Annotated in this window: 25 protein-coding genes; 19 read left to right on the forward strand and 6 right to left on the reverse strand. The window is 57.9% G+C overall.

The features are described 5' to 3' along the window. Window positions 1–6 precede the first annotated feature (6 nt). The 10 genes from CIB54_RS24685 (at window position 7) to CIB54_RS24730 (ending at window position 10,981) form a co-directional block, all read left to right on the forward strand. Complete coding sequence (locus CIB54_RS24685) at window positions 7–1,218, forward strand: glycosyltransferase family 4 protein (protein ID WP_101221225.1); 1,212 nt, start codon at window positions 7–9, stop codon at window positions 1,216–1,218. Window position 1,219: 1 nt separating this feature from the next. Beyond that, window positions 1,220–2,458, forward strand: a complete 1,239-nt coding sequence (locus CIB54_RS24690; protein WP_191951166.1) for a glycosyltransferase family 4 protein — start codon at window positions 1,220–1,222, stop codon at window positions 2,456–2,458. Window positions 2,459–2,467: 9 nt separating this feature from the next. Continuing rightward, window positions 2,468–3,325, forward strand: a complete 858-nt coding sequence (locus CIB54_RS24695; RefSeq protein ID WP_065950339.1) for a dTDP-4-dehydrorhamnose reductase family protein — start codon at window positions 2,468–2,470, stop codon at window positions 3,323–3,325. Window positions 3,326–3,341: 16 nt separating this feature from the next. After that, window positions 3,342–4,352, forward strand: coding sequence for a polysaccharide biosynthesis protein (locus CIB54_RS24700; RefSeq protein ID WP_065886424.1), 1,011 nt, complete (start codon window positions 3,342–3,344; stop codon window positions 4,350–4,352). Continuing rightward, window positions 4,345–5,472: a non-hydrolyzing UDP-N-acetylglucosamine 2-epimerase gene (gene wecB / locus CIB54_RS24705; protein ID WP_057722891.1), complete on the forward strand. Its 1,128-nt coding sequence runs from the start codon at window positions 4,345–4,347 to the stop codon at window positions 5,470–5,472. Before CIB54_RS24700 ends, wecB begins: the two co-directional genes overlap by 8 nt. A gap of 14 nt (window positions 5,473–5,486) precedes the next feature. Further along, window positions 5,487–6,446 (forward strand): UDP-glucose 4-epimerase family protein, encoded by a 960-nt coding sequence (locus CIB54_RS24710; protein WP_083217938.1) that lies wholly within the window; start codon window positions 5,487–5,489, stop codon window positions 6,444–6,446. Continuing rightward, a complete protein-coding gene (locus CIB54_RS24715) occupies window positions 6,443–7,471 on the forward strand; it encodes an MraY family glycosyltransferase (protein WP_065950341.1) in 1,029 nt (342 codons plus the stop codon). Before CIB54_RS24710 ends, CIB54_RS24715 begins: the two co-directional genes overlap by 4 nt. 92 nt (window positions 7,472–7,563) lie before the next feature. Beyond that, on the forward strand, window positions 7,564–9,558 hold the full coding sequence (locus CIB54_RS24720; protein ID WP_065950342.1) for a polysaccharide biosynthesis protein: 1,995 nt from the start codon (window positions 7,564–7,566) through the stop codon (window positions 9,556–9,558). Between the two features lie 111 nt (window positions 9,559–9,669). Next, a complete protein-coding gene (locus CIB54_RS24725; RefSeq protein WP_101221226.1) occupies window positions 9,670–10,002 on the forward strand; it encodes a ComEA family DNA-binding protein in 333 nt (110 codons plus the stop codon). Window positions 10,003–10,132: 130 nt separating this feature from the next. Further along, on the forward strand, window positions 10,133–10,981 hold the full coding sequence (locus CIB54_RS24730) for an urea carboxylase-associated family protein (RefSeq protein WP_101221227.1): 849 nt from the start codon (window positions 10,133–10,135) through the stop codon (window positions 10,979–10,981). A gap of 8 nt (window positions 10,982–10,989) precedes the next feature. On the opposite strand, the gene CIB54_RS24735 is transcribed toward CIB54_RS24730, so the two are convergent. Then, window positions 10,990–11,157, reverse strand: coding sequence for a DUF2897 family protein (locus CIB54_RS24735; protein ID WP_065950345.1), 168 nt, complete (start codon window positions 11,155–11,157; stop codon window positions 10,990–10,992). A 111-nt stretch (window positions 11,158–11,268) separates the two neighbouring features. After that, on the reverse strand, window positions 11,269–12,633 hold the full coding sequence (eat, locus tag CIB54_RS24740) for an ethanolamine permease (RefSeq protein WP_065950346.1): 1,365 nt from the start codon (window positions 12,631–12,633) through the stop codon (window positions 11,269–11,271). Window positions 12,634–13,045: 412 nt separating this feature from the next. Here eat and kdpF point away from each other — a divergent pair, with 412 nt between their 5' ends. The 6 genes from kdpF to CIB54_RS24770 all read left to right on the forward strand — a co-directional run bounded on the left by kdpF (window position 13,046) and on the right by CIB54_RS24770 (window position 21,102). Further along, window positions 13,046–13,135 carry a K(+)-transporting ATPase subunit F gene (gene kdpF / locus CIB54_RS24745; RefSeq protein WP_003218754.1) on the forward strand — a complete coding sequence of 30 codons (90 nt, stop codon included), beginning with the start codon at window positions 13,046–13,048 and terminating at the stop codon, window positions 13,133–13,135. A 9-nt stretch (window positions 13,136–13,144) separates the two neighbouring features. Beyond that, window positions 13,145–14,839 carry a potassium-transporting ATPase subunit KdpA gene (gene kdpA, locus CIB54_RS24750; RefSeq protein ID WP_101221228.1) on the forward strand — a complete coding sequence of 565 codons (1,695 nt, stop codon included), beginning with the start codon at window positions 13,145–13,147 and terminating at the stop codon, window positions 14,837–14,839. Window positions 14,840–14,850: 11 nt separating this feature from the next. Beyond that, window positions 14,851–16,914 carry a potassium-transporting ATPase subunit KdpB gene (gene kdpB / locus CIB54_RS24755; RefSeq protein WP_232790607.1) on the forward strand — a complete coding sequence of 688 codons (2,064 nt, stop codon included), beginning with the start codon at window positions 14,851–14,853 and terminating at the stop codon, window positions 16,912–16,914. A 40-nt stretch (window positions 16,915–16,954) separates the two neighbouring features. Continuing rightward, window positions 16,955–17,500 carry a potassium-transporting ATPase subunit KdpC gene (kdpC, locus tag CIB54_RS24760; protein WP_101221236.1) on the forward strand — a complete coding sequence of 182 codons (546 nt, stop codon included), beginning with the start codon at window positions 16,955–16,957 and terminating at the stop codon, window positions 17,498–17,500. 130 nt (window positions 17,501–17,630) lie between these two features. After that, window positions 17,631–20,282, forward strand: coding sequence for a sensor histidine kinase (locus tag CIB54_RS24765; protein ID WP_101221230.1), 2,652 nt, complete (start codon window positions 17,631–17,633; stop codon window positions 20,280–20,282). Between the two features lie 130 nt (window positions 20,283–20,412). Then, on the forward strand, window positions 20,413–21,102 hold the full coding sequence (locus CIB54_RS24770) for a response regulator (protein ID WP_101221231.1): 690 nt from the start codon (window positions 20,413–20,415) through the stop codon (window positions 21,100–21,102). A gap of 123 nt (window positions 21,103–21,225) precedes the next feature. Here the strand turns inward: CIB54_RS24770 and CIB54_RS24775 are convergent, their stop codons facing one another. Beyond that, on the reverse strand, window positions 21,226–22,263 hold the full coding sequence (locus CIB54_RS24775) for a patatin-like phospholipase family protein (RefSeq protein WP_065950351.1): 1,038 nt from the start codon (window positions 22,261–22,263) through the stop codon (window positions 21,226–21,228). Window positions 22,264–22,480: 217 nt separating this feature from the next. On the opposite strand from CIB54_RS24775, the gene CIB54_RS24780 reads away from it, so the two are divergent. From CIB54_RS24780 to CIB54_RS24790, 3 genes are all read left to right on the forward strand, one after another. Next, entirely contained in the window at window positions 22,481–22,759 is a 279-nt protein-coding gene (locus CIB54_RS24780) for a hypothetical protein (RefSeq protein ID WP_101221232.1), read from the forward strand. 41 nt (window positions 22,760–22,800) lie between these two features. Continuing rightward, entirely contained in the window at window positions 22,801–23,562 is a 762-nt protein-coding gene (locus tag CIB54_RS24785) for a CHAD domain-containing protein (RefSeq protein ID WP_101221233.1), read from the forward strand. Window positions 23,563–23,651: 89 nt separating this feature from the next. After that, window positions 23,652–24,449 (forward strand): acyl-CoA thioesterase, encoded by a 798-nt coding sequence (locus tag CIB54_RS24790; RefSeq protein WP_065950353.1) that lies wholly within the window; start codon window positions 23,652–23,654, stop codon window positions 24,447–24,449. Between the two features lie 3 nt (window positions 24,450–24,452). On the opposite strand, the gene CIB54_RS24795 is transcribed toward CIB54_RS24790, so the two are convergent. The 3 genes from CIB54_RS24795 to CIB54_RS24805 form a co-directional block, all read right to left on the reverse strand. Continuing rightward, complete coding sequence (locus CIB54_RS24795) at window positions 24,453–24,815, reverse strand: DUF962 domain-containing protein (RefSeq protein WP_065950354.1); 363 nt, start codon at window positions 24,813–24,815, stop codon at window positions 24,453–24,455. Between the two features lie 126 nt (window positions 24,816–24,941). Further along, window positions 24,942–25,361 carry an Imm50 family immunity protein gene (locus CIB54_RS24800; protein ID WP_101221234.1) on the reverse strand — a complete coding sequence of 140 codons (420 nt, stop codon included), beginning with the start codon at window positions 25,359–25,361 and terminating at the stop codon, window positions 24,942–24,944. Further along, window positions 25,345–26,068, reverse strand: a 724-nt coding sequence (locus tag CIB54_RS24805; protein ID WP_269801696.1) for an RHS repeat-associated core domain-containing protein, incomplete at its 5' end; no start/stop codon positions are given. The genes CIB54_RS24800 and CIB54_RS24805, both read right to left, overlap by 17 nt.

Below are 26,068 nucleotides of genomic sequence, written 5' to 3' on the forward strand. Positions count from 1 at the left end.
GGGTGTATGAAAAGCATATTGTTTGTGATGGGAGGACTCGCTATTGGCGGGGTTGAGACTTACGTGGTCAGATTGGCCAAATATCTCAAGCTGGCCGGGCACTCCGTTAGCGTGACTTTACTGTCTGATAAGTATGATCAGGGGCTGTTTACCGAACTCTCCCAGCACGCGTCGGTCACGATTGTCGAACATGTTCCTTTTCTGTCTGCTTCCAGTTGGGTCAATGCGCTGTTGCCGGCAAAAACGGATACCACAAAGTACGACATCGTTCATGTGGTGGATGTGCTGACGTTGGCCTATGTTTGTTTAAATAGAGATCAGCTGGATTTCAAATCGGTCAGTGTCGGTATTTATCACTCTAAGGAAATTGCCTGGTGGCGCGGTCGTAATATCTATTTCAGGAAAAAAATGTTGGCGTTGTATGATCGCAACGTCCAGCTCACGTTATTTCCTAACGAAAGAACGGCTGAGATGGCTGCAGAATTCAGTGGCGCCGATGTGTCGGGGCTGGATATTCTACCGCTGGGCATTTCTTTTGAAAGCTACAGTGCTCGCCAGCCGCTCCAGTCATCCTTGCGTATAGTTTCCGTCGGTCGTTTGGTTGACTTCAAAATCTACAATCGCCATGTCATCTCGCAACTGGCTGAGCTTCGCAAGTTAGCCGATTTTGAGTACTTCATATATGGCGACGGCCCTGAGCGCAACGCGCTGATTGCCTTGGCTGAGTCGCACGGCGTTGAGGCTTATGTGCATTTTTGCGGTGAGGTAGATTACGCTGAACTGCCCTCTATCCTGGATGGTGCATTTTGCTTTGTAGGGTCGGGGACGACGATTATCGAGGCCTCGGCAGCTGGCATTCCCTCTGTCGTTGGCATCGAGTCGATTGAGCGCCCGCTCACGTGTGGTCTGTTTTCGGACGTTGCCGGATATTCCTATAACGAAGAGTCCGCCACCACCAACCGGGTTGGGATTTTTGATACCATTGCGATGCTGCACGCGATGAGCGCTTCCGAGTACATGCAGGTTTCCGACCGTCACAGAAAGAAGGCCAAGCTTTTTGACATACTGGAAACCTCTGCTCAGTTTGTAGAGAAATCAAATCGCGCCCCCCGTTTCGATATTAAAATTAACCGGTGGATCGCGATGTTGTCATTCATTAAATCTGTGATTTTTTTGGGGCCCAAAGCGCTCAAGTCCAGATTCGATAGTGTGAGCTGACATGCCCCTGAATATTGCAATAGTTACTCAGTATTTTTACCCTGAGAGCTTTATCATTAATGATATCGTGCAGGAATTGGCATCGCTTGGCCATACAGTCGAAGTGTTCACGGGGCAACCTAATTATCCGGACGGTGATACCTACGAAGGGTATCAGGCAGCTTCCTGCAGCGAGCACATGTACAAGGATTCGATAAAGGTTCACCGTGCACCTTTAAGGCCACGTCATGCAGGCGGTGCAAAGAATCTGATCCTTAACTACCTGTCATTTGTAGTTAATGGCATCAAGTATTTTCCAAAGCAGAATGCGGGAAAAAAATTCGACGCGATCATTGTGTTCGCGGTGTCTCCCATCACTGCTGCGATCCCCGCAATCGTGTTGAAACGCTCTACGGATGCGCACCTGATGGTCTGGGTGCAGGATTTGTGGCCCGAAACGCTGAAAGCAACCGGGTTTATAAAAAATCACTGGGCGCTGAAAGCCGTGGGTTTGCTGGTTCGGTTCATATATGCCAAGGCAGATACCGTATTGGTACAGTCTGAAGCATTTATATCGTCTGCCGAAAAGTATGTGGAGAAAAGCAAGCTCGTTTATTACCCCAACTCCTATCGGCTGTCACCTGCGCCGCCCGCTGGCGCCGCCAGTGTTTTACCTGATGAAATCAATCAGTTGTTAACCTCCCATTTTTGCATTGTGTTTGCTGGCAATCTCGGATTTGCGCAATCTTTGGAAACTATCGTCGATGCGGCAAAAGCCCTGACTCACCTTAGTTGCAAGATCGTGGTGGTTGGCAGTGGTAGCCGTCTTGAATGGATGAATGAGCAAAAGCGTGTGCATGCGCTGCACAACTTGGAATTGGTGGGGCGTTTGCCATCTGAATCAATGCCGGAATTATTCGCCAAGAGTGAAGCCCTGCTGGTGACGCTCAAAAAGGACGAAATATTCACCCTGACCATTCCCAGCAAAGTCCAGGCCTATATGGCAGCAGGCAAGCCCATCTTGGCCGCCCTTGACGGCGAGGGTGCGAGAGTCGTGCAGTTGGCGGGCGCCGGCCTCTGCTCTCCCGCAGGTGACGCTGCTGCGCTGGCGAGTAATATCGAACAAATTTATCGCTGCGAGCCCGAAAAAAGAAGCGCCTACGGGGCCGCAGGGTATCGGTTTTTCTGTGATAATTACGAAATGAAAAGCCAGTGCCGCCGCTTGGTCGAAATTATTCAAGATCGAATTAAAAATACGTAGAGATCCAATATGAAAATTTTAGTGCTGGGTGTGACAGGGATGCTCGGAAGTGCTGTTTTCAAGTACATCGCCAGCCATACCTCACATAGTGTGTTTGGCACCATGCGTGGTAGAGGGGGGCGTAAGTACTTCGATGAAAAGTACGCAGAGAACTTCTATTCGGATGTTGATGTTCTGGACTACGAAGCCTTGGTCGGTGTCTTCGAGCAGGCACGTCCGGACGTCGTTATCAACTGCGTTGGCTTGATCAAACAGTTAGCCCAGGCCAAGGATCCGCTGTCGACGTTGCCGCTCAACTCGATGCTGCCGCATCGCCTCTCGAAGTTGTGCGCGCTGATCGGTGCCCGGCTTGTCCATATCAGTACCGACTGCGTCTTCACTGGCGAGAAGGGAATGTATTTGGAATCTGACATTTCAGACGCGGTCGACTTGTACGGAAAGTCCAAGTTTATTGGTGAGGTTCAAGACCAACCTCACGCCATCACCTTGCGCACCTCAATCATCGGCCATGAGCTGGCAAGCAGTGCGTCTCTGGTTGACTGGTTCCTCTCCCAGGAAGGTGCCGTAAAAGGTTTTACGAAAGCCATATTCTCGGGTGTACCGACCTCAGAACTTGCTCGCATCATCACCGATTTCGTGATTCCCAATCCGCAGCTGTTCGGTCTCTATCATGTTTCCGCTGAGCCTATCGATAAATTCACGTTGCTGAATGAAATCGCGAAGATTTATGAAAAGAAAATCGACATTGTCCCAGATGATCATCTAGCGATTGATCGGTCTCTGGACTCTACGCGATTCCGCCAGGCAGTGGGCTACGTTCCGCCTGCTTGGCCAGACCTTATTCAATTTATGCGCGCTCAGCGATAATTAGGAGATTTTACAGATGTTCGATAATAAAGTGTTGATGATTACCGGCGGTACCGGTTCCTTTGGTAACACCGTGCTCAAGCGATTTCTCGATACCGATGTTAAAGAAATCCGTGTGTTCAGCCGTGACGAAAAGAAACAGGAAGACATGCGCATTGCGCTGGGTAACGACAAGGTAAAGTTTTACATCGGTGATGTGCGTGACTATGCCAGCATTTCCCAGGCGATGGTCGGGGTCAATTACATCTTTCACGCCGCTGCGCTCAAGCAAGTTCCTTCTTGCGAGTTCTATCCGATGGAAGCGGTCAAAACCAACGTGATGGGCACGGAAAACGTGCTGAACGCGGCGATCGCCAACAATGTAGAACGCGTAGTGGTTCTGAGTACGGATAAAGCCGTCTACCCAATCAATGCGATGGGCATTTCCAAAGCCATGGCGGAAAAGCTGGTCGTTGCCAAGTCCCGGATGATCCCGCAAAACGGTCCTGTCATCTGTTCCACACGCTATGGCAACGTTATGGCTTCCCGAGGTTCGGTGATCCCCTTGTTCATCAATCAGTTGAAGCAGGGCGGCGAACTGACGGTAACTGACCCCAACATGACCCGTTTCCTCATGTCCCTGGAAGATTCGGTTGATTTGGTTTTGCATGCTTTTGAATATGCCGAACAAGGCGATATTTTCGTACAAAAGGCGCCTGCATCGACGGTCGAAGATTTGGCTCAAGCGCTCAAAGAACTGTTCAAGTGCATGAATTCGATCAAGGTGATCGGCACGCGTCACGGCGAGAAGCTTTACGAGTCGTTGATTTCTCGCGAGGAAATGGCCAAGGCAGAAGACATGGGCCGTTACTACCGGATCCCTGCTGACAATCGCGATCTGAACTATGAGAAATATTTCGTAGAGGGTGAAACGCATATTTCGGAGTTGGACGACTATACATCACATAACACTGAACGCCTGGATGTTGAGGGTGTTAAAGCGCTGCTGATGAAGTTGGAGTTTGTTCGGGAGCAACTCAATGCTTAAAGTCATGACCTTGGTGGGCACTAGGCCGGAACTCATCAAAATGAGCCGCGTGATCGCAGAGCTGGATAAACAGACCCACCATATTCTGGTTCATTCCGGTCAGAACTACGATTATGAGCTTAACCAGGTATTCTTTGATGACCTGGATATCCGCAAGCCCGACCATTTCCTGGGCGCCGTAGGTGATACCGCGGCCCAGACGATTGCTCAGGTTATCGCTAAATCGGATGAGCTGTTCGAGTCGGAAAAGCCGGATGCACTGCTGCTCTACGGGGATACCAATACCTGTCTGGCTGTCATTTCTGCCAAGCGCAGAAAAATCCCGGTTTTCCATATGGAAGCGGGTAACCGTTGCTTCGACCAGCGCGTCCCCGAGGAGTTGAATCGCAAGGTTCTCGACCACCTCAGCGATATAAACATGGTGCTGACCGAACACGCCCGTCGCTATCTGCTGGATGAGGGCGTGCGCCCGGAAACGATCATCAAGACCGGGTCGCACATGGCAGAAGTCCTGGACTTCTACATGCCCAAGATCCAAGCGTCCGATGTACTGGCTCGCGAAGGGCTGACCTCCGGTGGCTTCTTTATTGTCAGCACGCATCGTGAAGAGAACGTAGATACCCCGGATAATCTTCGGGATCTGATTGGCTCGCTGAAGGCACTGGCGGACGAGTACAAGCTGCCTATTATTGTTTCCACACACCCAAGGACGCGTAAGCGCCTTGAAGCATTGGGTGAGTCGCTTGACCATCCACTGATTCGCTTCGTTAAACCGTTCGGTCTGCTCGACTACATCAAGTTGCAGATGGAAGCGTTTTGCATTCTGTCCGACAGCGGCACCATCACTGAAGAAGCGTCTTTGTTGAACCTGCCGGCGGTGACGATTCGCAACGCTCACGAGCGGCCTGAAGGCATGGATGAAGGCACGCTTATCATGTGTGGCCTGACGACTGATCGCGTGCTGAACGCTGTCAGGGTCGTGACCAGCCAGCATGTACGTGGTGAACGAGTGATGTCGGTGGTAGGCGATTATTTGGGTGGCGCCGTCTCCAAAAAAGTCGTGCGCATTGTGCACAGCTATACCGATTACATTAATCGCACCGTTTGGTCTAAATCCTAAACAAGGAGTTTGGTGTGCGCATATTTGTGACTGGGGCATCTGGATTTGTTGGTAGCCGGTTGGTCCAAGTGTTATCCGCTCGTACAGATGTTCAGGTCACGGTTGCCGTCAGAGACCCCGGTTTTTCCTGTCCTGGCGCCGATCAAGTGGTTCAATTCGACGACCTGTCGAGCGCTGATTTTTCAGGCGTTCTGACGGGGGTTGAGGCGGTTGTTCATTGCGCGGCCCGCGTTCATGTGATGAACGATTCCGAGGCCGATCCGCTTGAGGCCTTTCGCCGCGTCAATGTCCAGGGCACCCTGGCCCTGGCGCATCAGGCGGCGCAGGCTGGTGTGCGACGCTTTGTGTTCCTCAGTTCAATCAAGGTCAACGGTGAAGGCACGGTCTCGGGCGCGCCTTATACCGCCGATCAGCCGCCGGCACCGTCGGACCCTTACGGCATATCAAAGATGGAGGCCGAAAAGGGTCTGCTGGAATTGGCTGCAACGACAGGGATGGAAGTGGTGATCATCCGTCCGGTGCTGGTTTATGGCCCGGGTGTAAAGGCCAACTTCCTGAGCATGATGCGTTGGCTGCACAAAGGTGTGCCATTGCCTTTCGGCGCCATCCATAACGCGCGCAGTCTGGTCGCGCTGGATAACCTGGTTGATCTTTCGATTACCTGCATCACTCATCCAGCCGCCGCCAACCAGGTATTCATGGTCAGTGATGGCGAGGATCTTTCAACCACTGTTTTATTACGCAAAATGGCGTCTGCGCTGGGCAAACCCGCGCGTCTTCTTCCGGTTCCAGCCTCTTTGCTGAGCACTGCCGCAATCATGCTGGGCAAGCGCAGCCTGTCCCAACGGTTGTGCGGTTCCCTGCAGGTCGATATTGGGAAGACGCGTGCCCTTTTAGGCTGGACGCCTCCGCTGTCGGTTGATGAGGCGCTCAAGGTCACGGCGTCTGCTTATATGGAAAGTCAAAACACATGAGTTATTGGTGGATCGTTCCGGTTGTTGCGTTTGTCTCGTTTGTCATGACCGCTGTGCTTAGGCGCTATGCGCTATCTCGAAGCATCATTGATATACCGAACGCACGGAGTTCACATTCTGTTCCTACGCCCAGGGGCGGCGGGGTAGCCATTGTATTGGCCTTTCTTGCGGTACTGCCGCTGGTCGGATGGCTGGACCTGGTCCCGTGGCCTTCGCTCGTTGCAGCAGGCGGCGCCGGAGTGGTAATAGCCGTCCTGGGCTTTATGGATGACCATGGACACATTGCAGCTCGCTGGCGTTTGGCAGGGCATTTTGCAGCGGCGGCATGGGCGTTGTTCTGGATCAACGGACTGGCCCCGCTGAACCTGTTCGGATGGGCCCTGGATCTGGGGCTTGTCGGTAATGTGCTGGCGGCTGTCTATATCGTCTGGATGCTCAATCTCTACAATTTCATGGATGGAATTGACGGTATCGCCAGCGTGGAAGCGATTTGCGCCTGCCTGGGCGCCTGTTTGCTTTACGTATTGGGCGGTCACCCGCAGATGATCTGGCTGCCTTTATTGCTGGCAGCAGCAGTGGGGGCGTTTCTGGTTTGGAATTTTCCACCCGCCAAGATTTTCATGGGTGATGCCGGTAGCGGTTTCCTGGGGATTACCCTGGCGTTCTTCTCACTGCAGGCAGCCTGGGTCAAATCGGATTTTTTCTGGGCGTGGTTGATTTTGCTGGGCGTATTCGTCGTCGACGCAACCTGCACGCTTGTTCGTCGATTGGTAAGGGGTGATAAGGTTTACGAAGCGCATCGCAGTCATGCTTATCAATTTGCCTCGCGCAAATATGGCAAGCACTTGCCAGTGACCATGGCAGTTGCTGCCATCAACGTTTTCTGGCTTTTACCTATTGCAGCGGGTGTAGTCTTGAGCGGATGGGATGGCACGTGGGCGTTGGTTGTTGCCTACCTGCCGTTGGTCGCGCTGGCGATAAAGTTTCATGCCGGCGAGCTCGAGATTATGGTCGCGCAGAAGTAAAGGTTATCGTAGTCGGTCAGCGAGTCCTGAAAAGCCCGTGGATGGCTTTGCAGCATTAGGCATTGGAATGTACAGAGGTGTTCGAAGGGGTTATGGATAAGTTACGGGCGTTCTTAGTCGGTTTGCCTCGACGCAAAAAGCGGCTGATTCAGGTCAGTACCGATGTAATGGTGGTCTGGGCTGCATTGTGGCTGGCTTTCGTTGTACGTCTGGGCGTCGATGAAATGGCTAATCCAATCATCGCTCACCTTTGGCTGTTTATTGCCGCGCCTGTCGTCGCAATACCTCTGTTCATTCGATTTGGTATGTACCGAGCGGTGATGCGGTATTTCGGTAACGACGCGCTGATTGCGATTATCAAGGCGGTCAGCCTTTCATCGCTGATTCTTGGCGTCGTCGTATATTGGTACAGCAATCACCAGAATGTGGTCCCGCGCTCGATTATTTTCAACTATTGGTGGCTCAGCCTGATCATGGTGGGCGGCCTGCGTCTGGCGATGCGCCAATACTTCCTGGGGGACTGGTTTACGGCGGCTCAGCACGTTCCGTTCACTAGCCGGGAAGATGGTCTGCCGCGCGTTGCTATTTATGGCGCGGGCGCAGCCGGCAACCAATTGGTCGCGGCGTTGAGGATGGGCAGGGTGATGCGCCCTGTCGCGTTTATCGACGACGATGAAAGCATCACTGATCGCGTCATTTCGGGCCTGCAGGTGTACAAGGCCAAGCATATCCAGCGAATGATCGATACCACTGGCGCCCAGGAAATTCTGTTGGCCATCCCATCCTCCAACCGTGGCCGTCGCCGTGAAATCCTGGGTTTCCTCGAAGGCTTCCCGCTTCACGTGCGAAGCGTTCCGGGGTTCATGGACCTGGCCAGTGGTCGCGTCAAGGTAGATGACATCCAGGAAGTCGACATCGCCGACTTGCTGGGTCGCGATACCGTGCCTGCTCAAGGCGAGCTCCTGGAACACTGCATCAAGGGCCAGACCGTTCTGGTCACTGGCGCGGGCGGTTCGATCGGGTCCGAACTGTGCCGGCAGATTCTGGCGTTGCGTCCGACGACGCTGCTGTTGTTCGAACACAGTGAGTTCAATCTCTACAGCATCCTTTCGGAACTTGAGCAACGCGTCGTTCGTGAGTCGTTGCCCGTCAAGTTATTGCCCATCCTCGGTTCTGTGCGCAACCAGTCCAAGCTGCTGGATGTGATGAAAACCTGGCGCGTGGATACGGTTTATCATGCCGCAGCGTATAAGCATGTACCGATGGTTGAGCACAACATCGCAGAAGGTGTGCTGAACAACGTAATCGGGACGTTGAATACGGCCCAGGCCGCACTTCAAGTTGGCGTTTCCAACTTTGTTCTGATCTCTACGGATAAAGCCGTACGCCCGACCAATGTCATGGGCAGTACCAAGCGTTTGGCCGAACTTACCTTGCAGGCGCTCAGTCGTGAGCTGGCTCCTGTACTGTTCGGTGATAAGTCGAATGTCTCACGCGTCAACAAGACCCGTTTCACGATGGTGCGTTTTGGCAATGTACTGGGCTCTTCGGGCTCAGTGATTCCGCTCTTTCACAAGCAGATCAAGTCTGGCGGCCCCTTGACGGTCACCCATCCCAAGATCACGCGTTACTTCATGACGATCCCTGAAGCGGCGCAGTTGGTGATTCAGGCAGGCTCCATGGGCCTGGGCGGTGATGTGTTTGTGCTGGACATGGGCGAGCCGGTGAAGATTGTCGAGCTGGCCGAAAAAATGATTCATCTTTCCGGCCTGAGCGTTCGTTCCGAAAAGAATCCCCATGGTGATATCGCCATCGAGTTCTCCGGCCTGCGTCCCGGCGAAAAGCTTTACGAAGAGTTGCTGATTGGCGACAACGTTGTTGCGACCCAGCACCCGATGATCATGAGTGCCAACGAAGATTATCTGTCATGGGACGTACTCAAAGGCAAGCTCTCTGAGTTGCTTGCCGCGGTTGATGAGGATGACTACACCCGTGTCCGTCAGCTTCTGCGCGACACTGTCAGCGGCTATGCCCCCGACGGCGAAATCGTCGATTGGATCTATCAGCAGCGTCGCCTGGAACCGTGAGTTAACACCCTGTTACTCAAGCGCTTTTGACACCCTCCAACCATCGCCTAAGTTAGAGAAGCAGCTTCGGAAAAGCTGCTTTTCTCTTACCGATGTCATGGAGCGTCACCAATGCAAAACACCTACCTTTCCTCCCTTGTCTTCGCCTTCCTCGCCAGCCTCTCTGTCGCCACCACCGCAGCCCCATCCGCCAAACCTGAAGCCCCAACCGCCATCTCCGCGCAAATGACCAAAACCGAGCAATCGGCCAAGGTCAACCTCAACGCGGCCGATGCTGAAACCCTGCGCCGCGATTTGTTCGGTATCGGCGCCGCCAAGGCGAAAGCGATCGTTGCTTTTCGCGAAAGCAATGGCCCCTTCACAGCGGTGGATGAGTTGCTGGAGGTAAAGGGAATTGGCAAGGCCCTGCTGGAGAAGAACCGCGACAGGCTGGTTATCAACTAAACGACGTTGCCAGAGGCCGATCATTGATCGGCCTTTTATCCTCTGCGTTTTTAGTCCAGCCCTGGCATGAAATGTGGTTACCTCAAGATTATCGATTGTTCAACAGTCACCCTTGATGGAGGATTGCCCCATGTATAAAGACTATCCGGCCGCCTACCAAGTCAGTAAAGGCTCGGCATTACAGGTGGATACGGCGTTCTACGAGCGCATCCGGGATCGGCAGGGCCAGCGCACGCTGATCGAACAGTTCGAGGTACCGATCCGCACGGGCAGGGCATGGAAAGTCCCTGCCGGGCATGTCTTCCGCGTAACCACTCCGGTGGGCCCGCAGGTGGGGGATTTCAACGTGTGGAACGCCAATGATCCGCGCGAGCGGTTGTGGGCAGCCCGCACCCGGCAACTCCAAGGCGCACATGTCAGCACCCACGACCGTTTGTGGTCGAACCTTCCATTTCTGAGGCCCCTGGTTACCATTACCGATGACAGCCTGGCAGGCTATGGCATCGATGAACACGGCGGGCGTCTGCACGATTTGCTTGGCACGCGCTGCGATCCGTATGTGAACCGTATGCTCACCGGTGAGGACTTTCATCATCATTGCCATTCGAACCTCACTCGCGCGGTATTGCCCCACGGTCTGACGGAATTCGATGTGCACGACGTGCTGAATATTTTCCAGTGCACCGGGCTCAATCATGATGACATGTACTTCATGAAAGCCTGTCCTGCGCAGAAGGGCGATTACCTGGAGTTCTTTGCCGAGATTGATGTGCTGTGCGCGCTGTCTACGTGTCCGGGTGGGGATTTGTCGCTGCCGATGTGGGGGCCGGATGCGCAGGATCCGTTGACGGTGTGTCGCCCGTTGGGCGTCGAGATCTACCAATTGGAGGAAGAGCTGCTTGAAGGCTGGAGCCAGCCCGAGCGTGCTGCCTATAAAGGGCAGCACGGGTTGCAGATTGCCAAGGCGGCTTGGGAGTAACCCAAGGCTCAACGATCCTGGGCATCCTTGGCATCCGCCTGCGCATTGCGCTCGGCCACGCGTTTGCGTTGTTCGTCGGTGAGTTCCACTTTGTTGGCGCTGTCGCGCAGCATCATCAACCCACCGACGATCGATCCGATCGCAACTATCATAATCAACCACGCATACCACGGCATAAGGCTCTCCTTGAGGCAGATTGCCGGGGGAGAATTTTCCCACGGTAATAACTGCTTTGAGTTACGGGCGTTCTGAGTAGTTCATTGTAGGCCCGTTCTGCCTCGCGAACCTTATAGCCCGGTCAACATCGCATCCGCCGGCGCATCGGCGCGATCCTGGGCGGTCAGTTGGAAGTAGATGAAGCCCACGGCCATGAAGCCAAGGAAGATCAACCCGATCAGTGTATTGAACCAGGCCATCGCCACCAGGCACACCGCTGCCAGTACCAACGCGATACCCGGCACGATGGGGTAGCCCGGTGCGCGGAAAGTCCGCTCCAGCAGCGGTTCGGTTTTGCGCAATCTGAACAGGCTGAGCATGCTCATGATGTACATGACGATGGCACCGAACACAGCCATAGTGATCATCGCGGCGGTCAGGGTCATGCCACCCAGGTTGATCAGGCCGTCGCTGTAGATGGCCGCGATGCCGACCACGCCGCCGGCGATGATGGCGCGGTGAGGCGTCTGAAATCGCGACAGTTTGGCCAGGAAAGGCGGCAGGTAACCGGCCCGCGCCAGAGCGAAGAACTGGCGCGAGTAGCCGAGGATGATGCCGTGGAAACTCGCCACCAGGCCGAACAGGCCGATCCATACCAGCATGTGCAACCAGCCGGAGCTTTCGCCCACCACGGTTTTCATCGCCTGGGGCAGCGGGTCGTTGATGTTTGACAGGGTGCGCCAGTCGCCCACGCCGCCCGCGAAGAACATCACGCCCATGGCCAGGATTACCAGGGTGAGAATGCCGCTGATGTAGGCTTTTGGAATGGTGCGCTTGGGATCTTTGGCTTCTTCGGCGGCCATGGCCGCGCCTTCGATGGCGAGGAAGAACCAGATGGCGAAGGGAATTGCGGCGAACATGCCGGCAATCGCCGGGGCACCGAAGGTGTCGGAGCCGGCCCAGCCGTTCAGGGCGAAGTTGCTGAAGCTGAACGCCGGGGCAACGACGCCCATGAACACCAGCAGTTCGGCGACAGCGAGTACGCAGACCACCAGTTCGAAGGTGGCGGCGAGTTTCACGCCGAGGATGTTCAGGCCCATGAACACGATGTAGGCGCCGACGGCGGCGTGTTTCGGGTCCAGTGCTGGGAACTGCACGTTGAGGTAGGCGCCGATGGCCAAGGCGATGGCGGGTGGCGCGAAGACAAATTCGATCAGGGTTGCCAGGCCGGCAATCAAGCCGCCTTTCTCACCGAAGGCGCGGCGGCTGTAGGCAAAGGGTCCGCCAGCGTGGGGAATCGCCGTGGTCAGTTCGGTGAAGCTGAAGATGAAGCAGGTGTACATCGCGGCGACCATCAATGAGGTCACCAGAAAGCCCAGTGTGCCGGCGACACCCCAGCCGTAGCTCCAGCCGAAGTACTCGCCGGAAATCACCAGCCCGACAGCGATGCCCCAGAGATGCAGCGTGCCCAAGGTGGGTTTGAGTTGTGTGTTCATTGTGAGGAGTTCCCTGAACGGTTGGAATGATTCAGGTTGTTGCAGTGGCTATGCCAGGCTTGGCAATCCTGTCGCAAAGCAGTGCCTATGTCGCGGGCGAGACGGTTTGGCGTTCGAACACGGCTTGGTGCGCACCAGATAAGGGCGATAGTGCCTGGACTGCTGCCATCGCGGGCAAGCCCGGCTCCCACAGTGCACCGCGTCGGGCCTGAAAAACGCGATCAAAAGGTGGGAGTGGGCTTGCCCGCGACGAGGCCTTGCCAGCCACCGCAAATCCCCCTGTAAACCCTGCATAAAGCCACTCTTTACGCCATCTTTACGCCCCGCGCCCCGCCTCGCTCTCGTTCCTTTACACCCCTCCTGCGGACAATTGCCCCACACGCGGCACTCGCCGTTAAACGGAGAAACTTCCATGAGCGTTCTGGACGGGGTGTCACTGCTATTGGCCGTGGCGCTGTTCATTTATCTGCTGGTTGCGCTGTTACGCGCGGATCGGAACTAGGAGCGGGCTATGCACAGTTATGACTATTGGCTGATCATCGCCTTCTTCGCCGTGGTACTGGTGCCGGCACCGTTTCTGGGGCGGTTCTATTACAAGGTGATGGAAGGTCAGCGCACCTGGTTGACGCCGGTTTTGGGGCCGGTGGAAAACGCCTGTTATCGCCTGTCGGGCGTAGACGCCCAGCAGGAACAGAGCTGGCAGAAATACATGCTGGCCTTGCTCGCGTTCAACCTTGCGGGCTTCTTACTGTTGTTCTCGATTCTGTTATTCCAGGACTACCTCCCACTCAACCCGCAGAAATTGCCGGGCCAGGAATGGACGCTGGCGTTCAACACAGCGGTCAGTTTCATGACCAATACCAACTGGCAGAACTACAGCGGCGAAGCCTCCCTGAGTTATCTCAGCCAGATGGTCGGCCTCACCGTGCAGAACTTCGTCAGTGCCGCCACCGGCCTGGCAGTCCTGGTCGCGCTTTGCCGTGGGATCGGTCGCAAATCCGCCACGACCTTGGGTAATTTCTGGGTCGACATGACCCGCGCCACTCTCTACGGCTTGCTGCCGCTATGCCTGGTGCTGGCACTGTTCCTGGTATGGCAGGGTGTGCCGCAGACCTTCGCCCATTACGTTGATGCCGTGACGCTGCAAGGTGTGGATCAAGTCATTCCCCTGGGCCCGGCAGCCAGCCAGATTGCGATCAAGCAACTGGGCACCAATGGCGGCGGCTTCTTTGGGGTGAACTCGGCGCATCCGTTTGAAGACCCGACGGCCTGGGCCAACCTCTTTGAAGTGGCATCAATCATCCTGATCCCGGTCGCCCTGGTGTTCACCTTCGGCCACTACGTCAAAGACCTGCGTCAGAGCCGCGCGATTCTCGCGTGCATGCTGGCCTTGTTCCTGATTGGCGGTGCGACGTCGCTGTGGTCCGAGTACCAGCCCAATCCGACCCTGAACAACCCGGCCGTGGAACAGACCGCGCCGCTGGAAGGCAAGGAAACACGCTTCGGCACCACCGGCACGGTGCTCTGGTCGGTAACCACCACCGCGGCCTCCAACGGATCGGTCAACGGCATGCAGGACAGCCTCAGCCCTCTGAGCGGCATGGTGGCGCTGGTCAACATGATGGTCGGTGAAGTGATCTTCGGCGGCGTCGGTGCCGGTATGTACGGCATGTTGCTCAACGTGTTGATCGCGGTGTTCCTTGCCGGGCTGATGATCGGCCGCACCCCGGAATACCTGGGCAAGAAACTTCAGGCCAAGGAAGTGCAATTGCTGGTGGTGACTCTGCTGGTGATGCCGGTGGGTGTGCTCGTGCTGGGTGCCATCGCCGCGAGCCTGCCAGGCCCGGCCGGAGCCATCAGCAACCCTGGGCCCCACGGTTTCAGCCAGTTGCTCTACGCCTACACCTCGGCCAGTGCCAACAACGGTTCGGCGTTCGGCGGTTTCAGTGGCAACACCGCGTTTCACAACTTGATGCTCGGGCTGGGCATGTTGATCGGCCGTTTCGGTTACATCCTCCCGGTACTGGCCCTGGCCGGTAGCCTGGCGATGAAGAAGACCGCACCGATTGGCCAGAACAGCTTCCCGACCCACGGCCCGTTGTTCGTGACGCTGTTGACCGTGACCATTTTGCTGGTGGGCGGCCTGACTTTTCTGCCGACACTGGCGCTGGGCCCGATTGCTGAACACCTGAGCATGGGCTTCTAAGTTAAGGGGATATGAGAATGAACATGTCTGTAAAAAATGCTGCCCCTGCGCGCACTCAGGAGCCCGCCAAGACCGCGATCTCTGCGTTGTGGCGCCCGGCGCTGGTCCAGGCGTTCGTCAAGCTGGACCCCCGTCAACTGCAACGCTCTCCGGTCATGTTGGTGGTCGAGCTGACCGCCATTCTCACCACCGTGCTGTGCTTTGTGCCCGATACCAGCGTGCCGACCTTCGTGGCCGTGCAAATCGCAGTGTGGCTGTGGTTCACTGTGCTGTTCGCCAACTTCGCTGAAGCCTTGGCCGAAGGCCGTGGCAAGGCCCGCGCCGACAGCCTCAAGGCCGGCAGTGAAGGCCTGAGCGCGCGCCGCAAGGAGGCCGACGGCAGCTTCAAGGTGGTCCCGGCCACCAGCCTGCGCAAAGGTGATGTGGTGCGCGTCGCGGCAGGCGAAATGATTCCTGGCGACGGCGAAGTGATCGAAGGTATCGCCGCGGTCAACGAAGCGGCGATTACCGGCGAGTCCGCCCCGGTGATCCGCGAGTCCGGCGGCGACCGCTCGGCCGTCACCGGCAACACCCGCCTGGTGTCGGACTGGCTGCTGATCCGCATCACCGCCAACCCCGGCGAGTCGACCCTGGATCGCATGATCGCGCTGGTGGAAGGCGCCAAACGCCAGAAAACCCCCAATGAAGTTGCGCTGGATATCCTGCTGATCGGCCTCACCCTGATTTTCCTGCTGGTGGTGGTAACCCTGCAGCCGTTCGCGCACTTCGCCAATGGCAGCCTGCCTCTGGTGTTCCTGGTCGCACTGCTGGTGACGCTGATTCCCACGACCATTGGCGGTTTGCTCTCGGCCATCGGCATTGCCGGCATGGACCGTCTGGTGCGCCTGAACGTGATCGCCAAGTCCGGTCGCGCGGTGGAAGCGGCAGGGGATGTGCATGTGTTGCTGCTGGACAAGACCGGCACCATCACCTTTGGTAACCGTCGTTGTTCGGCCGTGGTTGCGGCGCCCGGTGTCAGTGGCCGGGAAGTGGCTGAAGGCGCGTTGTTCGCCTCCCTGGCTGATGACACGGCGGAAGGCAAGTCTATCGTTGAATACCTGCGCGCATTGCACCCCCAGGCCGAGCCGACGCTGGACCAACTGACCGCCGTACCCTTCAGCGCCGAAACCCGGTTATCCGGTGTCGACTACCAGGGCCGCGTCTTCCGCAAGGGCGCGGTGGATTCGCTGCTGGCGTTTATCGGCCAGCAACGCAGCGACCTGTTACCTGCGCTGTCGCGGGAAATCGACAAGATTGCCCAGAGTGGCGGCACGCCGTTGCTGGTGTGCGCCGATGGCAAGTTACTCGGTGCGATCCATCTCAAAGACGTGGTCAAGCCCGGGATTCGCGAGCGTTTTGCCGAGCTGCGCACGTTGGGCATTCGTACCGTGATGGTCACCGGCGACAACCCGCTGACCGCTGCGGCGATTGCCGCTGAAGCTGGCGTGGATGATGTACTGGCTGAAGCCACGCCTGAGAAGAAACTGGCGCGTATCCGCCATGAACAGAACGACGGCCGTCTGGTCGCCATGTGCGGCGACGGCGCCAACGACGCCCCGGCACTGGCCCAGGCCGACGTCGGCATGGCGATGAACGATGGTACCCAGGCCGCACGCGAAGCCGCGAACATGGTCGACCTCGACAGCGATCCGACCAAGCTGCTGGATGTGGTGCAGATCGGCAAGGAGTTGCTGGTGACCCGGGGCGCGCTGACCACCTTTTCCATCGCCAACGATGTGGCCAAGTACTTCGCGATTCTGCCGGCGCTATTTGCCGCGATCTATCCGCAGCTGGGCGTGCTCAACGTCATGCACTTGCAGAGCCCGCAGAGCGCGATCCTGTCGGCCATCGTGTTCAACGCGCTGATCATCGTGGTGCTGATTCCCCTGGCCCTGCGCGGGGTGCGTGTGCAGGCCGCGAGTGCGGCCGCATTGTTGCGACGCAACCTGCTGATCTACGGCCTGGGTGGGCTGCTGGTGCCCTTTGTGGGCATCAAGGCGATCGACATGCTGCTGACGGCGCTGCACCTGGTGTAACCCTGCGGTCTTTATGGCCCGATTCAACGAGGATTTGATGATGACTAATATAATCCGCCCGGCCCTGAGCCTGCTGGTACTCATGACCCTGATCACCGGCGTCGCCTACCCGCTGGTGGTGACCGGCGTCGCGCAAGTGGCCTTTGCGGACCAGGCCAACGGCAGCCTGGTGCGCGATGCCAGCGGTAAGGTGCGCGGCTCCAGCCTGATCGCCCAGGATTTCAGCGGCGACGGCTGGTTCCACCCACGCCCTTCGGCTGGCGCGTTCGCGACGGTTTCCAGCAGCGCCAGCAACCTTGGCCCGAGCAACCCCGCGCTGGCCGCGCGTATCTTTGACGACGCGAATAAACAACAGGTGCCAGGCCAGGGGCCGGTACCGTTGGCCTCGCTGACGACCTCCGGCAGCGGGCTCGATCCACACTTGCCACCCGAGGCAATTGCCTATCAACTGGCGCGAGTGGCGGCCGCACGAAATGTACCGGTGTCGAGCTTGCAGCGGCTGTTGGATGAACACATCGAAAGCCCGTTGGTAGGCCCGCCCGTAGTAAACGTGCTGGCCCTGAACATGGCCCTGGAAAAACTCTGACCCCCTGTAGGAGCGAGCTTGCTCGCGAAGGTCGTTAAACGATGACGCGGGCATCCAGCGTCAGCGTGGCGCTCTGGGGTTTTTCGCGAGCAAGCTTGCTCCTACATCGAAATTTTTGAAGGACCACAACATGAGCGACTCCGGCCGCGCCGATGCCCTGCTAGCCGATCTGCCCCGCAACGGCCGTGGCCGGCTCAAAGTTTTCCTCGGCGCCGCGCCCGGCGTAGGCAAGACCTACGCCATGCTCCAGGCTGCCCATACTCAACTGCGCCAAGGCGTGGGTCTGATTGCCGGCGTGGTCGAGACCCACGGCCGCGCCGAGACTGAAGCCTTGCTCAGCGGTTTGCCGCAGCAGCCGCTGTTACGCAGCGAATACCGTGGCGTAATGCTTGAAGAAATGGACCTCGACGGCCTGCTCGCGGCGAAGCCCAAGCTGGTGCTGGTCGACGAGCTTGCCCATAGCAATGCCCCCGGCAGCCGTCATGAAAAGCGCTGGCAGGACATCCAGGAGCTGCTGGCGGCCGGCATCAACGTGTTCACCACCGTCAACGTCCAGCATCTGGAAAGTCTCAATGACCAGGTGCGTGGCATCACCGGTGTGCAGGTGCGTGAAACCCTGCCGGACTGGGTGCTGCAGGAGGCCGATGAACTGCTGCTGATCGATTTGCCGTCCCGCGAATTGCTCGAGCGCCTGCGCGACGGCAAGGTGTATGTGCCGGAACAGGCGCGTGCGGCCATCGATGCGTTTTTCACCCAGACCAACTTGATGGCCCTGCGCGAGCTGGCCATGCAGACCGCTGCCGCCCATGTCGACGACGATCTGGCCCAGGGTTACCGCCAACTCGGCCAAGCGGCGCCGGCTGTGCGGGGTCGCCTGCTGGTGGGGGTCGATGGCGATGCGCAAGCCGAGCGTCTGGTGCGCCATGCCAGCCGCGTCGCCCAGCGGCGACATTTGCCGTGGAGCCTGGTGCATATCGACAACGGCCGTGCGCGGGATGAACAGTCACGGCTACGCCTGCAAAATGCCCAGCAACTGGCTGAACGCCTGGGCGGTGAGGTGGTGCTGCTGCGGGCCGGCGAGGTGGCCAGGACGTTGATCCAGCATGCCGCCGAGCGCCGCGCCAGTCTGCTGCTGGTGGGACAGTCGCGCATGCGCTGGCGTCGACGGCTGTTCGGCGGCGGCCTGGCCGCACGCTTGCTGCGCAATGCGCGGGGCCTGGAAATCAACGTACTCGACAGCGACGATATACCTGCGGCACCGCGCTTGCCGGATGTGCGCGGGCTGCGCTGGTTCGATTATGCCCTGGCCGTGGCGGCCACCCTTGTCGCGGCAGGCTTGGCGTGGGGGGTGTCCAGCATCTTGCCGTTGCCGAATATCTCGCTGGTGTTTCTCGCTGCGGTGCTGCTGGTGGCGGTGCGCAGCAGCCTGGGGCCTTCGCTGGTGTGCGCGGCGTTGTCGTTCATGACCTACGACTTTCTGTTTATCCCGCCGAATTTCTCCTTCGCCATCCAGCGTGAAGAAGACGTCCTCACGCTGTTGTTTTTCCTGTTGATGGCGGCCCTCACCGGCAACCTGGCCGCACGCCAGCGTCGGCAATTACAGGCGCTGCGCGATACCCAGGAAGAAACCAGCGAGCTGCTCGACCTGTCACGCAAGCTCACCGCCGCCACGGATCGCCAGGCGGTCATCAGTGCGGCGGCTCATCACCTGCAAGGCTGGAATGAGTTGGATCTGTGCCTGGTCAATCGCGATGGTCAGGGCGGTTGGACGATCGAGACCGGCGGGCCGCTGACCCTCACCGAGGCCGAACGTGCCGCCGCCGATTGGGCCTGGCAGCACGATCAACCGGCAGGCATGGGCACCGGCACCTTGCCATTTGGACGCTGGTGGTGGTGGCCGTTGTCGGGTGAAGAGGGCCCTCTGGGCTTGCTGGGCGTGAGCGCGAAAGCCGGCATGGCGTTGAGCGGCCAACGCCGTCGCCTGCTCACCGCGCTGAGCCAGCCGTTGGCCCAGGCGTTGGCGCGTGCGCAGTTGGCGCAGGAATTGGAGTCCGCACGTTTGCACGGTGAGACCGAACAACTGCGCAGTGCCTTGCTCGCCTCCGTCTCCCACGATTTGCGTACGCCGCTGACCTCCATGCGCGGCAGTATCGACAGCCTGCTGGCGCTGGGCGAGGCGATCCCTTTGGAGGACCGTCGCGAATTGCTCGAAGGTACCCGTGATGAAGCCGAGCGCCTCGACCGCTATATCCAGAACCTGCTGGACATGACCCGCCTGGGCCACGGCGCGCTGAAGCTGGCGCGCGATTGGGTGTCGCCCGGTGATATCGTCGGCAGTGCCCTTGGGCGATTGCGCGCCGTGCTGGCGCCTTTGCAGGTCGACACCGATGTGCCGCCGGACCTGCCCTTGCTCTATGTGCATGCGGCGTTGATCGAGCAGGCCCTGGTCAATGTCATGGAAAACGCCGCGCGCTTTTCGCCGCCCCAGGGCCGCTTGCAGTTGAGCGCCGGCGTGTCGGACGGCCAAGTGTTTTTCGCCGTAGCCGATGAGGGGCCGGGGATTCCGGAGGACGAACGGGCAAAAATCTTCGATATGTTCTACACCGCTGCGCGCGGTGATCGCGGCGGGCAGGGCACCGGCCTGGGGTTGGCGATCTGCCAGGGCATGGTCGGCGCGCACGGCGGGCACATCAGTGTGGCCGACGGTATTGAAGGGCGGGGCACTTGTATTACCTTGTTTCTGCCTCTGCCGACACAACCTGCCTTGGAGCAAAACTTGTAGGCGCGAGCTTGCTCGCGAAGGTCGTTAACGATAAAGATGGCTTCCTGAATGCACGCGGCGCCTAGACGTTTTTCGCGAGCAAGCTCGCTCCTACATTGGTTGGTTTTTAATTGATTTTAACTGAGACACCATGAGCCAGACCGCGACGATTCTCGTCATTGATGACGAACCGCAGATCCGCAAATTCCTGCGCATCAGCCTGGCCTCCCAAGGCTATAAGGTGATCGAAGCCGGTACCGGCAACGAAGGCCTCGCGCAGGCGGCACTGAGCAAACCGGATTTGCTCGTACTTGACCTGGGCTTGCCCGATATGGACGGCCAGCAGGTGCTGCGCGAGTTTCGCGAGTGGTCGACGGTGCCGGTGTTGGTGCTCTCGGTGCGGGCCAGCGAAGCGCAGAAGGTCGAAGCCCTTGACGGTGGCGCCAACGACTACGTGACCAAGCCTTTCGGCATTCAGGAGTTTCTCGCCCGTGTGCGCGCACTATTGCGCCAGGCTCCGACGGGGGAAGCTCAGGAGGCCGCGTTGAGTTTCGGCCCGCTGACCGTGGACCTGGCCTACCGCCGCGTCCTGCTTGACGGCGCCGAAGTGGCACTGACCCGCAAGGAGTACGCGGTGCTGGCGCAACTGGCGCGGCATCCTGGGCGGGTAATTACCCAGCAGCAATTGCTCAAGGATATCTGGGGGCCGACCCACACCGAAGACAGCCACTACCTGCGCATTGTGGTGGGCCATTTGCGCCAGAAGCTGGCGGATGATCCGACGCAGCCGAGGTTTATCGTGACTGAGGCGGGGGTGGGTTATCGGTTGCTGGGTGCTTGAGTTTACCGCTGTCTGGACCGGCCTCCTCGCGGGCAAGCCCACTCCCACACTTTGAATGTATTCACCGATCAAAAGGTGGGAGGGGGCTTGCCCCCGATGAGGCCCTCTATAACACCCTGAATTTCAGGCCTGCTCACTCTCATACCGATCCAATGTATCACTGGCAATTTCCCGCCCCAACGCGATCAGCTCCGGCGCCTTGTAGAACTCGAAAAAACGGCACACTCGCTTTGGTACGTTGATCAGCACGTCCGGCGGGTAACCGGCAATTTTGTACTGGGCCAATGACGTCTGCATCACCTCGAAACTCTGGTTGATCAGGTCCAGCAGCGAGGCCGGCCCGACATTGTCGATGATGAACGAGCCCGTGGCCGACTTCGGCGCGCCGGGCTTCTCCGGCGCGGCGGCGGGTTGCTGGGATTCCGGCTCGGCCGAGTCCAGCCACGGGTTGATCTCGGCGGCCTGGGCCTGCAAGGCTTCCTGCTCGAGCTTCATCAACTGCTCGGCCTGCTTGCGGCGGAACGGCAGGTGCGAGCCCAGTGATTTTGCCAGGCTGTTGAAACGGCTTTTGAACGCCGGCGGGCGCTGGATCACCGGCAGATGATAGTGCTTCTGGTTGGTGGCGTTGAGGTTGACCGCAATGATCAAGTCGCAATGGCTCGACACCACCGGCACGATAGGCAACGGGTTGAGCAAACCACCGTCCACCAGCATGCGGTTGCCTTGCATCACCGGCGTGAACAGGCTGGGGATCGCTGCCGATGCGCGCATGGCCTGGTGCAGGCAGCCTTCCTGGAACCAGATTTCCTGTTGGTTGGTGAGGTCGGTGGCCACGGCGGTGTAGGGGATGCGCAGGTCTTCGATATTGATTTCGCCGACGATCTTGCGGATCTGCCCGAAGACCTTTTCACCGCGAATCGCACCCAGGCGAAAGCTCACATCCACCAGGCGCAATACGTCGAGGTAATCCAGGCTTTCGATCCAGTGTCGATACTCGTCCAGCTTGCCGGCCGCATAGATCCCGCCGACCACGGCGCCCATCGAGCAGCCGGCAATACAGGCGATGTCATAGCCGCGTCGTTCGATTTCTTCGATCACGCCGATATGGGCGTAGCCCCTGGCTCCGCCGGAGCCCAGTACCAAGGCAACACGTTTCTTCATGACCAGATCCTTCGCAAAACAGGTGCCCACAATGCACCCATCCAGGGGGCGGCTTCAATCCTCGGTGAGCCCTGACAAAATTTTTCCAGAATCGCCACGAGGCTCGGGTATGCTCTGGCAATAGGTACTACTGATTTCAGGCTAGGGACAAGGCACTTTTTCTTGTAGGCATCGTCTACAGGCTACGACAGATTTTGTATATTTTGAGGTGTCATCAATGAAAGCCTGGATGTGTGTACCTGTGATCCTGTTGGCCTTGGCGGGCTGTGCCGGGAAAACCGCGTATCGCGACAGCTGCGGGTCGCAGTTGGATGCCGCCTGGAAAGAACTCGACCTGGCCAAGGCCGAGGGCTTCGCCGGCACCGTCAGCTACTCCAAGGCTTTGTCGCTGTTGACGGGGGCCAAGACCCAGCAGCAATTCGAAGCGTTCGAAGGCTGCTCCAACAAGGCCGAGAAGGCGCGCTTCTATATCCATGAGTCACGCGCCGGGCGCTGATTTAGCCACCGCAGAGTTTTTCATCGCAAAGGGAGGGCAGGATGTCAGCGCTGGTCAATCAGTTAGTTGCTCAGGTCATTGGCCTGGAAGTGGGATTACTGAGCTGCCAGGCTCGTCTTGCCGCCGTCACCGACGATGAAGCCTTGCATGATCTGCGCACCACGGTGCGCCGTTTGCGCAGCCTGTTGCGGCCCTTGCGCGGGTTACCGGGTGTCGAACAGCTTGAATCCGCCGCCCGCACCGTCGGCCAATTGACCACGCCGCTGCGTGACCGCGAAGTGCTGGCGGCGTACTTGCACCAGCACGGGCATCATCAGGCGGCTGAGCGTCGTCTGCGCCTGCAACCTGAGGCCTATCGCCAGGTGGCGCAAAGCCCGGAGCTGGCCCAGCTGCTGCAGATCCTTGATGCGTTTCCACGCTTTATCCGTGCATCCCAACACCAGAAACTGCTCAAGAGCCTGCGCTCACGCATCCAGAAACGCCTGGCCAAGCAATGGAAAACACTCAATCACGCGCTCAAGGATCCAGCGCATGATCGCCACCGTTTGCGCTTGCTGATCAAGCGTGTGCGCTACGCGGCCGAAGCGTACCCCGAGTTGGACAAGCTGCCGGCCAACGCCGTGGCCGCTTTGAAAAAAGCGCAGGGCGTGCTGGGTGACTGGCATGACTGCTGGCAATGGCTGCTCCAGGCCGAGCACCAGGCTGACCTGCAGCCCTGCATTGCGACCTGGCGTGCCGCCATGGTCAAGGCCGAGGCACGGGCGGATCGTGTGCTGGATAAACTCGGCGCCGATTGTTTCTGAACCGGTCCGGCTTTTGGCCGGAATAGGCGCTGTGCCTGGCGGGGTGGATGGTTAAGATCTCCGCATCGTTTGCTTGATGTGAGGTCGCCATGCGCTTTAGTGATTTGCTCGACGCTGCTCGCAGTCACCCGTTGGATGTCACCATTCCCGCCGAATGGGCCCAGGGCCGCGCCACGTTTGGTGGTTTGGTCGCCGCCTTGCAGTACGAGGCCTTGCGTTCGCACGTTCCGGCAGACCGGCCGCTGCGCTCACTGGCGATCACCTTCGTGGGCCCGGTAGCGCCGGATGTATCCGCCAGTTATCAGGTTGAAGTGCTGCGCGAAGGCAAGGCCGTCAGCCAATTGCTGGGCCGTGTGGTGCAGAACGGTGAAGTGGCGACGCTGGTCCAGGCCAGTTTCGGTGCGTCCCGTGAGTCAGAGATTGATGTAGCGAGCGAGCCGCCACCGGTGTTCAAACAGTGGGATGAATGCCAGGAGCTGCCCTATATCAAGGGCGTCACGCCCGAATTCATGCGGCACCTGGCAATGCGCTGGAGCGTCGGCGGCCTGCCGTTTACCGGCAATAAATCCCGTGACATGGGCGGTTGGGTACGTTTGCGTGGGGATGTGAAGGAGGAACCGCTGACCGAGGCGCACATCCTCGCACTGGTCGATGCCTGGCCCCCGGCGTTGCTCCCGCATTTGCGCAAACCGGCGCCGGGCAGCACCTTGACCTGGACCATCGAGTTCATCCAGCCATTGCAGAACCTGACCACCCTTGACTGGTGCCAATACCACGTCAACATCGAACACGCCCGCGACGGCTACGGCCACGCCGCCGCCGCGCTCTGGAGCCCGACCGGCGAATTGATCGCGCTCAGCCGCCAGACCGTAGTGGTCTTCGCCTGACATTCAACGCGAGTGGCGCCGACGCCACGCGCGCCACCAGCCACCACTGAGCACAAAGCGCGGAAACGTCACGAATTGCTCGACCACCAGGCGTTGCACCGCGTCCTTACGGTCGCTGAACGGCTCACTGGCCTGGGCTTCCAGGCTATGGCCGTGACGCTGCAACGCCAGGCCCGCCAGGATGCCGATCACGCCGATGGCAACACTGACCAGACTCAGGCTGAACACGCCGGAGACGATCAACAAGAAGCCGATGATGAACAGCGGCACGGCAATCAGGTGCAAGGCCAGGTTGGCCGGGTGCTGATGGTTTTGTGGGTAGTGACGCCATTGCCAGGCGGGGAGATTGGGGTGACGTTTGCCCATGATGGTGAATCCTCTGTCCGTTGAAACAACTTGGATGGAGTTTAGGTGGGAGAGGGTGGGGCGGCGAATTGGGGTTGACTATGGGGGTCATAGTTGCCGTTCTGAGAATTTGAATGCCGCCTATGACTACAGATTTTCCCAATCGTGGTCATCCGGGTCAGGGCAGTTTATGTAAACGGACGGCCCATCTAGAGATAACCATTTAACCCTGAACTCAATAGAGGCTTCTTTAGATTTTGCGGTAAATAAAAAACCCTCGTGTTCTTGCTTTATATTGGCAATGAAAACTTCTCTTCTAGGAAGGTTTACTATTCGTAAGTCGCTCACTCCTAAGCAGCTTAGGCCAATTCTGCAAGTGTTATAACCTTTGTTTTTCCATTTTTCAGGTAAGCGATCAGGGAATTCTGGTATGTCAAAACCAATCCCCACGTCGGGTCGGTCATTTTCGATGGTTAATGAATGTATATAGATTTTTCCAATTTCAACTGGATAACTAAATACTTTGTTGAAGAAAATAGTTTCTTCTAGACTATTCCAGTATTTCATTTTTTTTCCTGAATGGGTAATGGTCTTTTGTGCCCGGGACGCTGCCAGTTCGGGGTGTCGCAATAGGTCGTAGGTTGAAGTGAGCACCCTGGTCACCTTTTTTATTTGTATCTCCAAATACATGCCCGGCAGAGTGGTCCTGAATTAGCACTATAGAACCATCGGCTCTCGTGTATTGGTACACCCTCGTGTTAGTGGGTTTTCCCAAGCTGTCTAAAATGCTTCGCTGATTTATATCTGACATTTTAACCGTTCCGTATTGTTTTTCTAATCCGGATTTTGCGTCGGCGACTTTATCAGGTTGTTGTGACATAGGAATATTCGCATCTCTTTTCGCCTCTCGAAACGCTCCTCTCCTAGAAATATTAGGGATGTCCGGCTCGGCCGGAGAAGAACAGGTTGGGCTTTTCGTTCCCAAACCAGGACAGTTGAAGCTTAGCCCTAACGGATCCACCCATCCCGTTGGGTTGGGCACGTACTGATACGCATTGATCCCACCCGCCAGCTTTACCGGGTCCGGCGTCAGGTAACGACCAATATCCGGATGGTAGTAGCGATGGCGGTTGTAGTGCAGGCCGCTTTCCTGGTCGTAGTACTGGCCTTGAAAACGTAGTGGGTTGTCGATTTTGCCTACGTCCAGCCGGGCGATCTGGCCGTAGGCGCGGTAGTGGGCGGACCAGGCGATTTCGCCGTCGGGCGTTGTAAGT

Source organism: Pseudomonas fluorescens (genome assembly GCF_002837185.1).
Lineage (GTDB): Bacteria > Pseudomonadota > Gammaproteobacteria > Pseudomonadales > Pseudomonadaceae > Aquipseudomonas > Aquipseudomonas fluorescens_AM.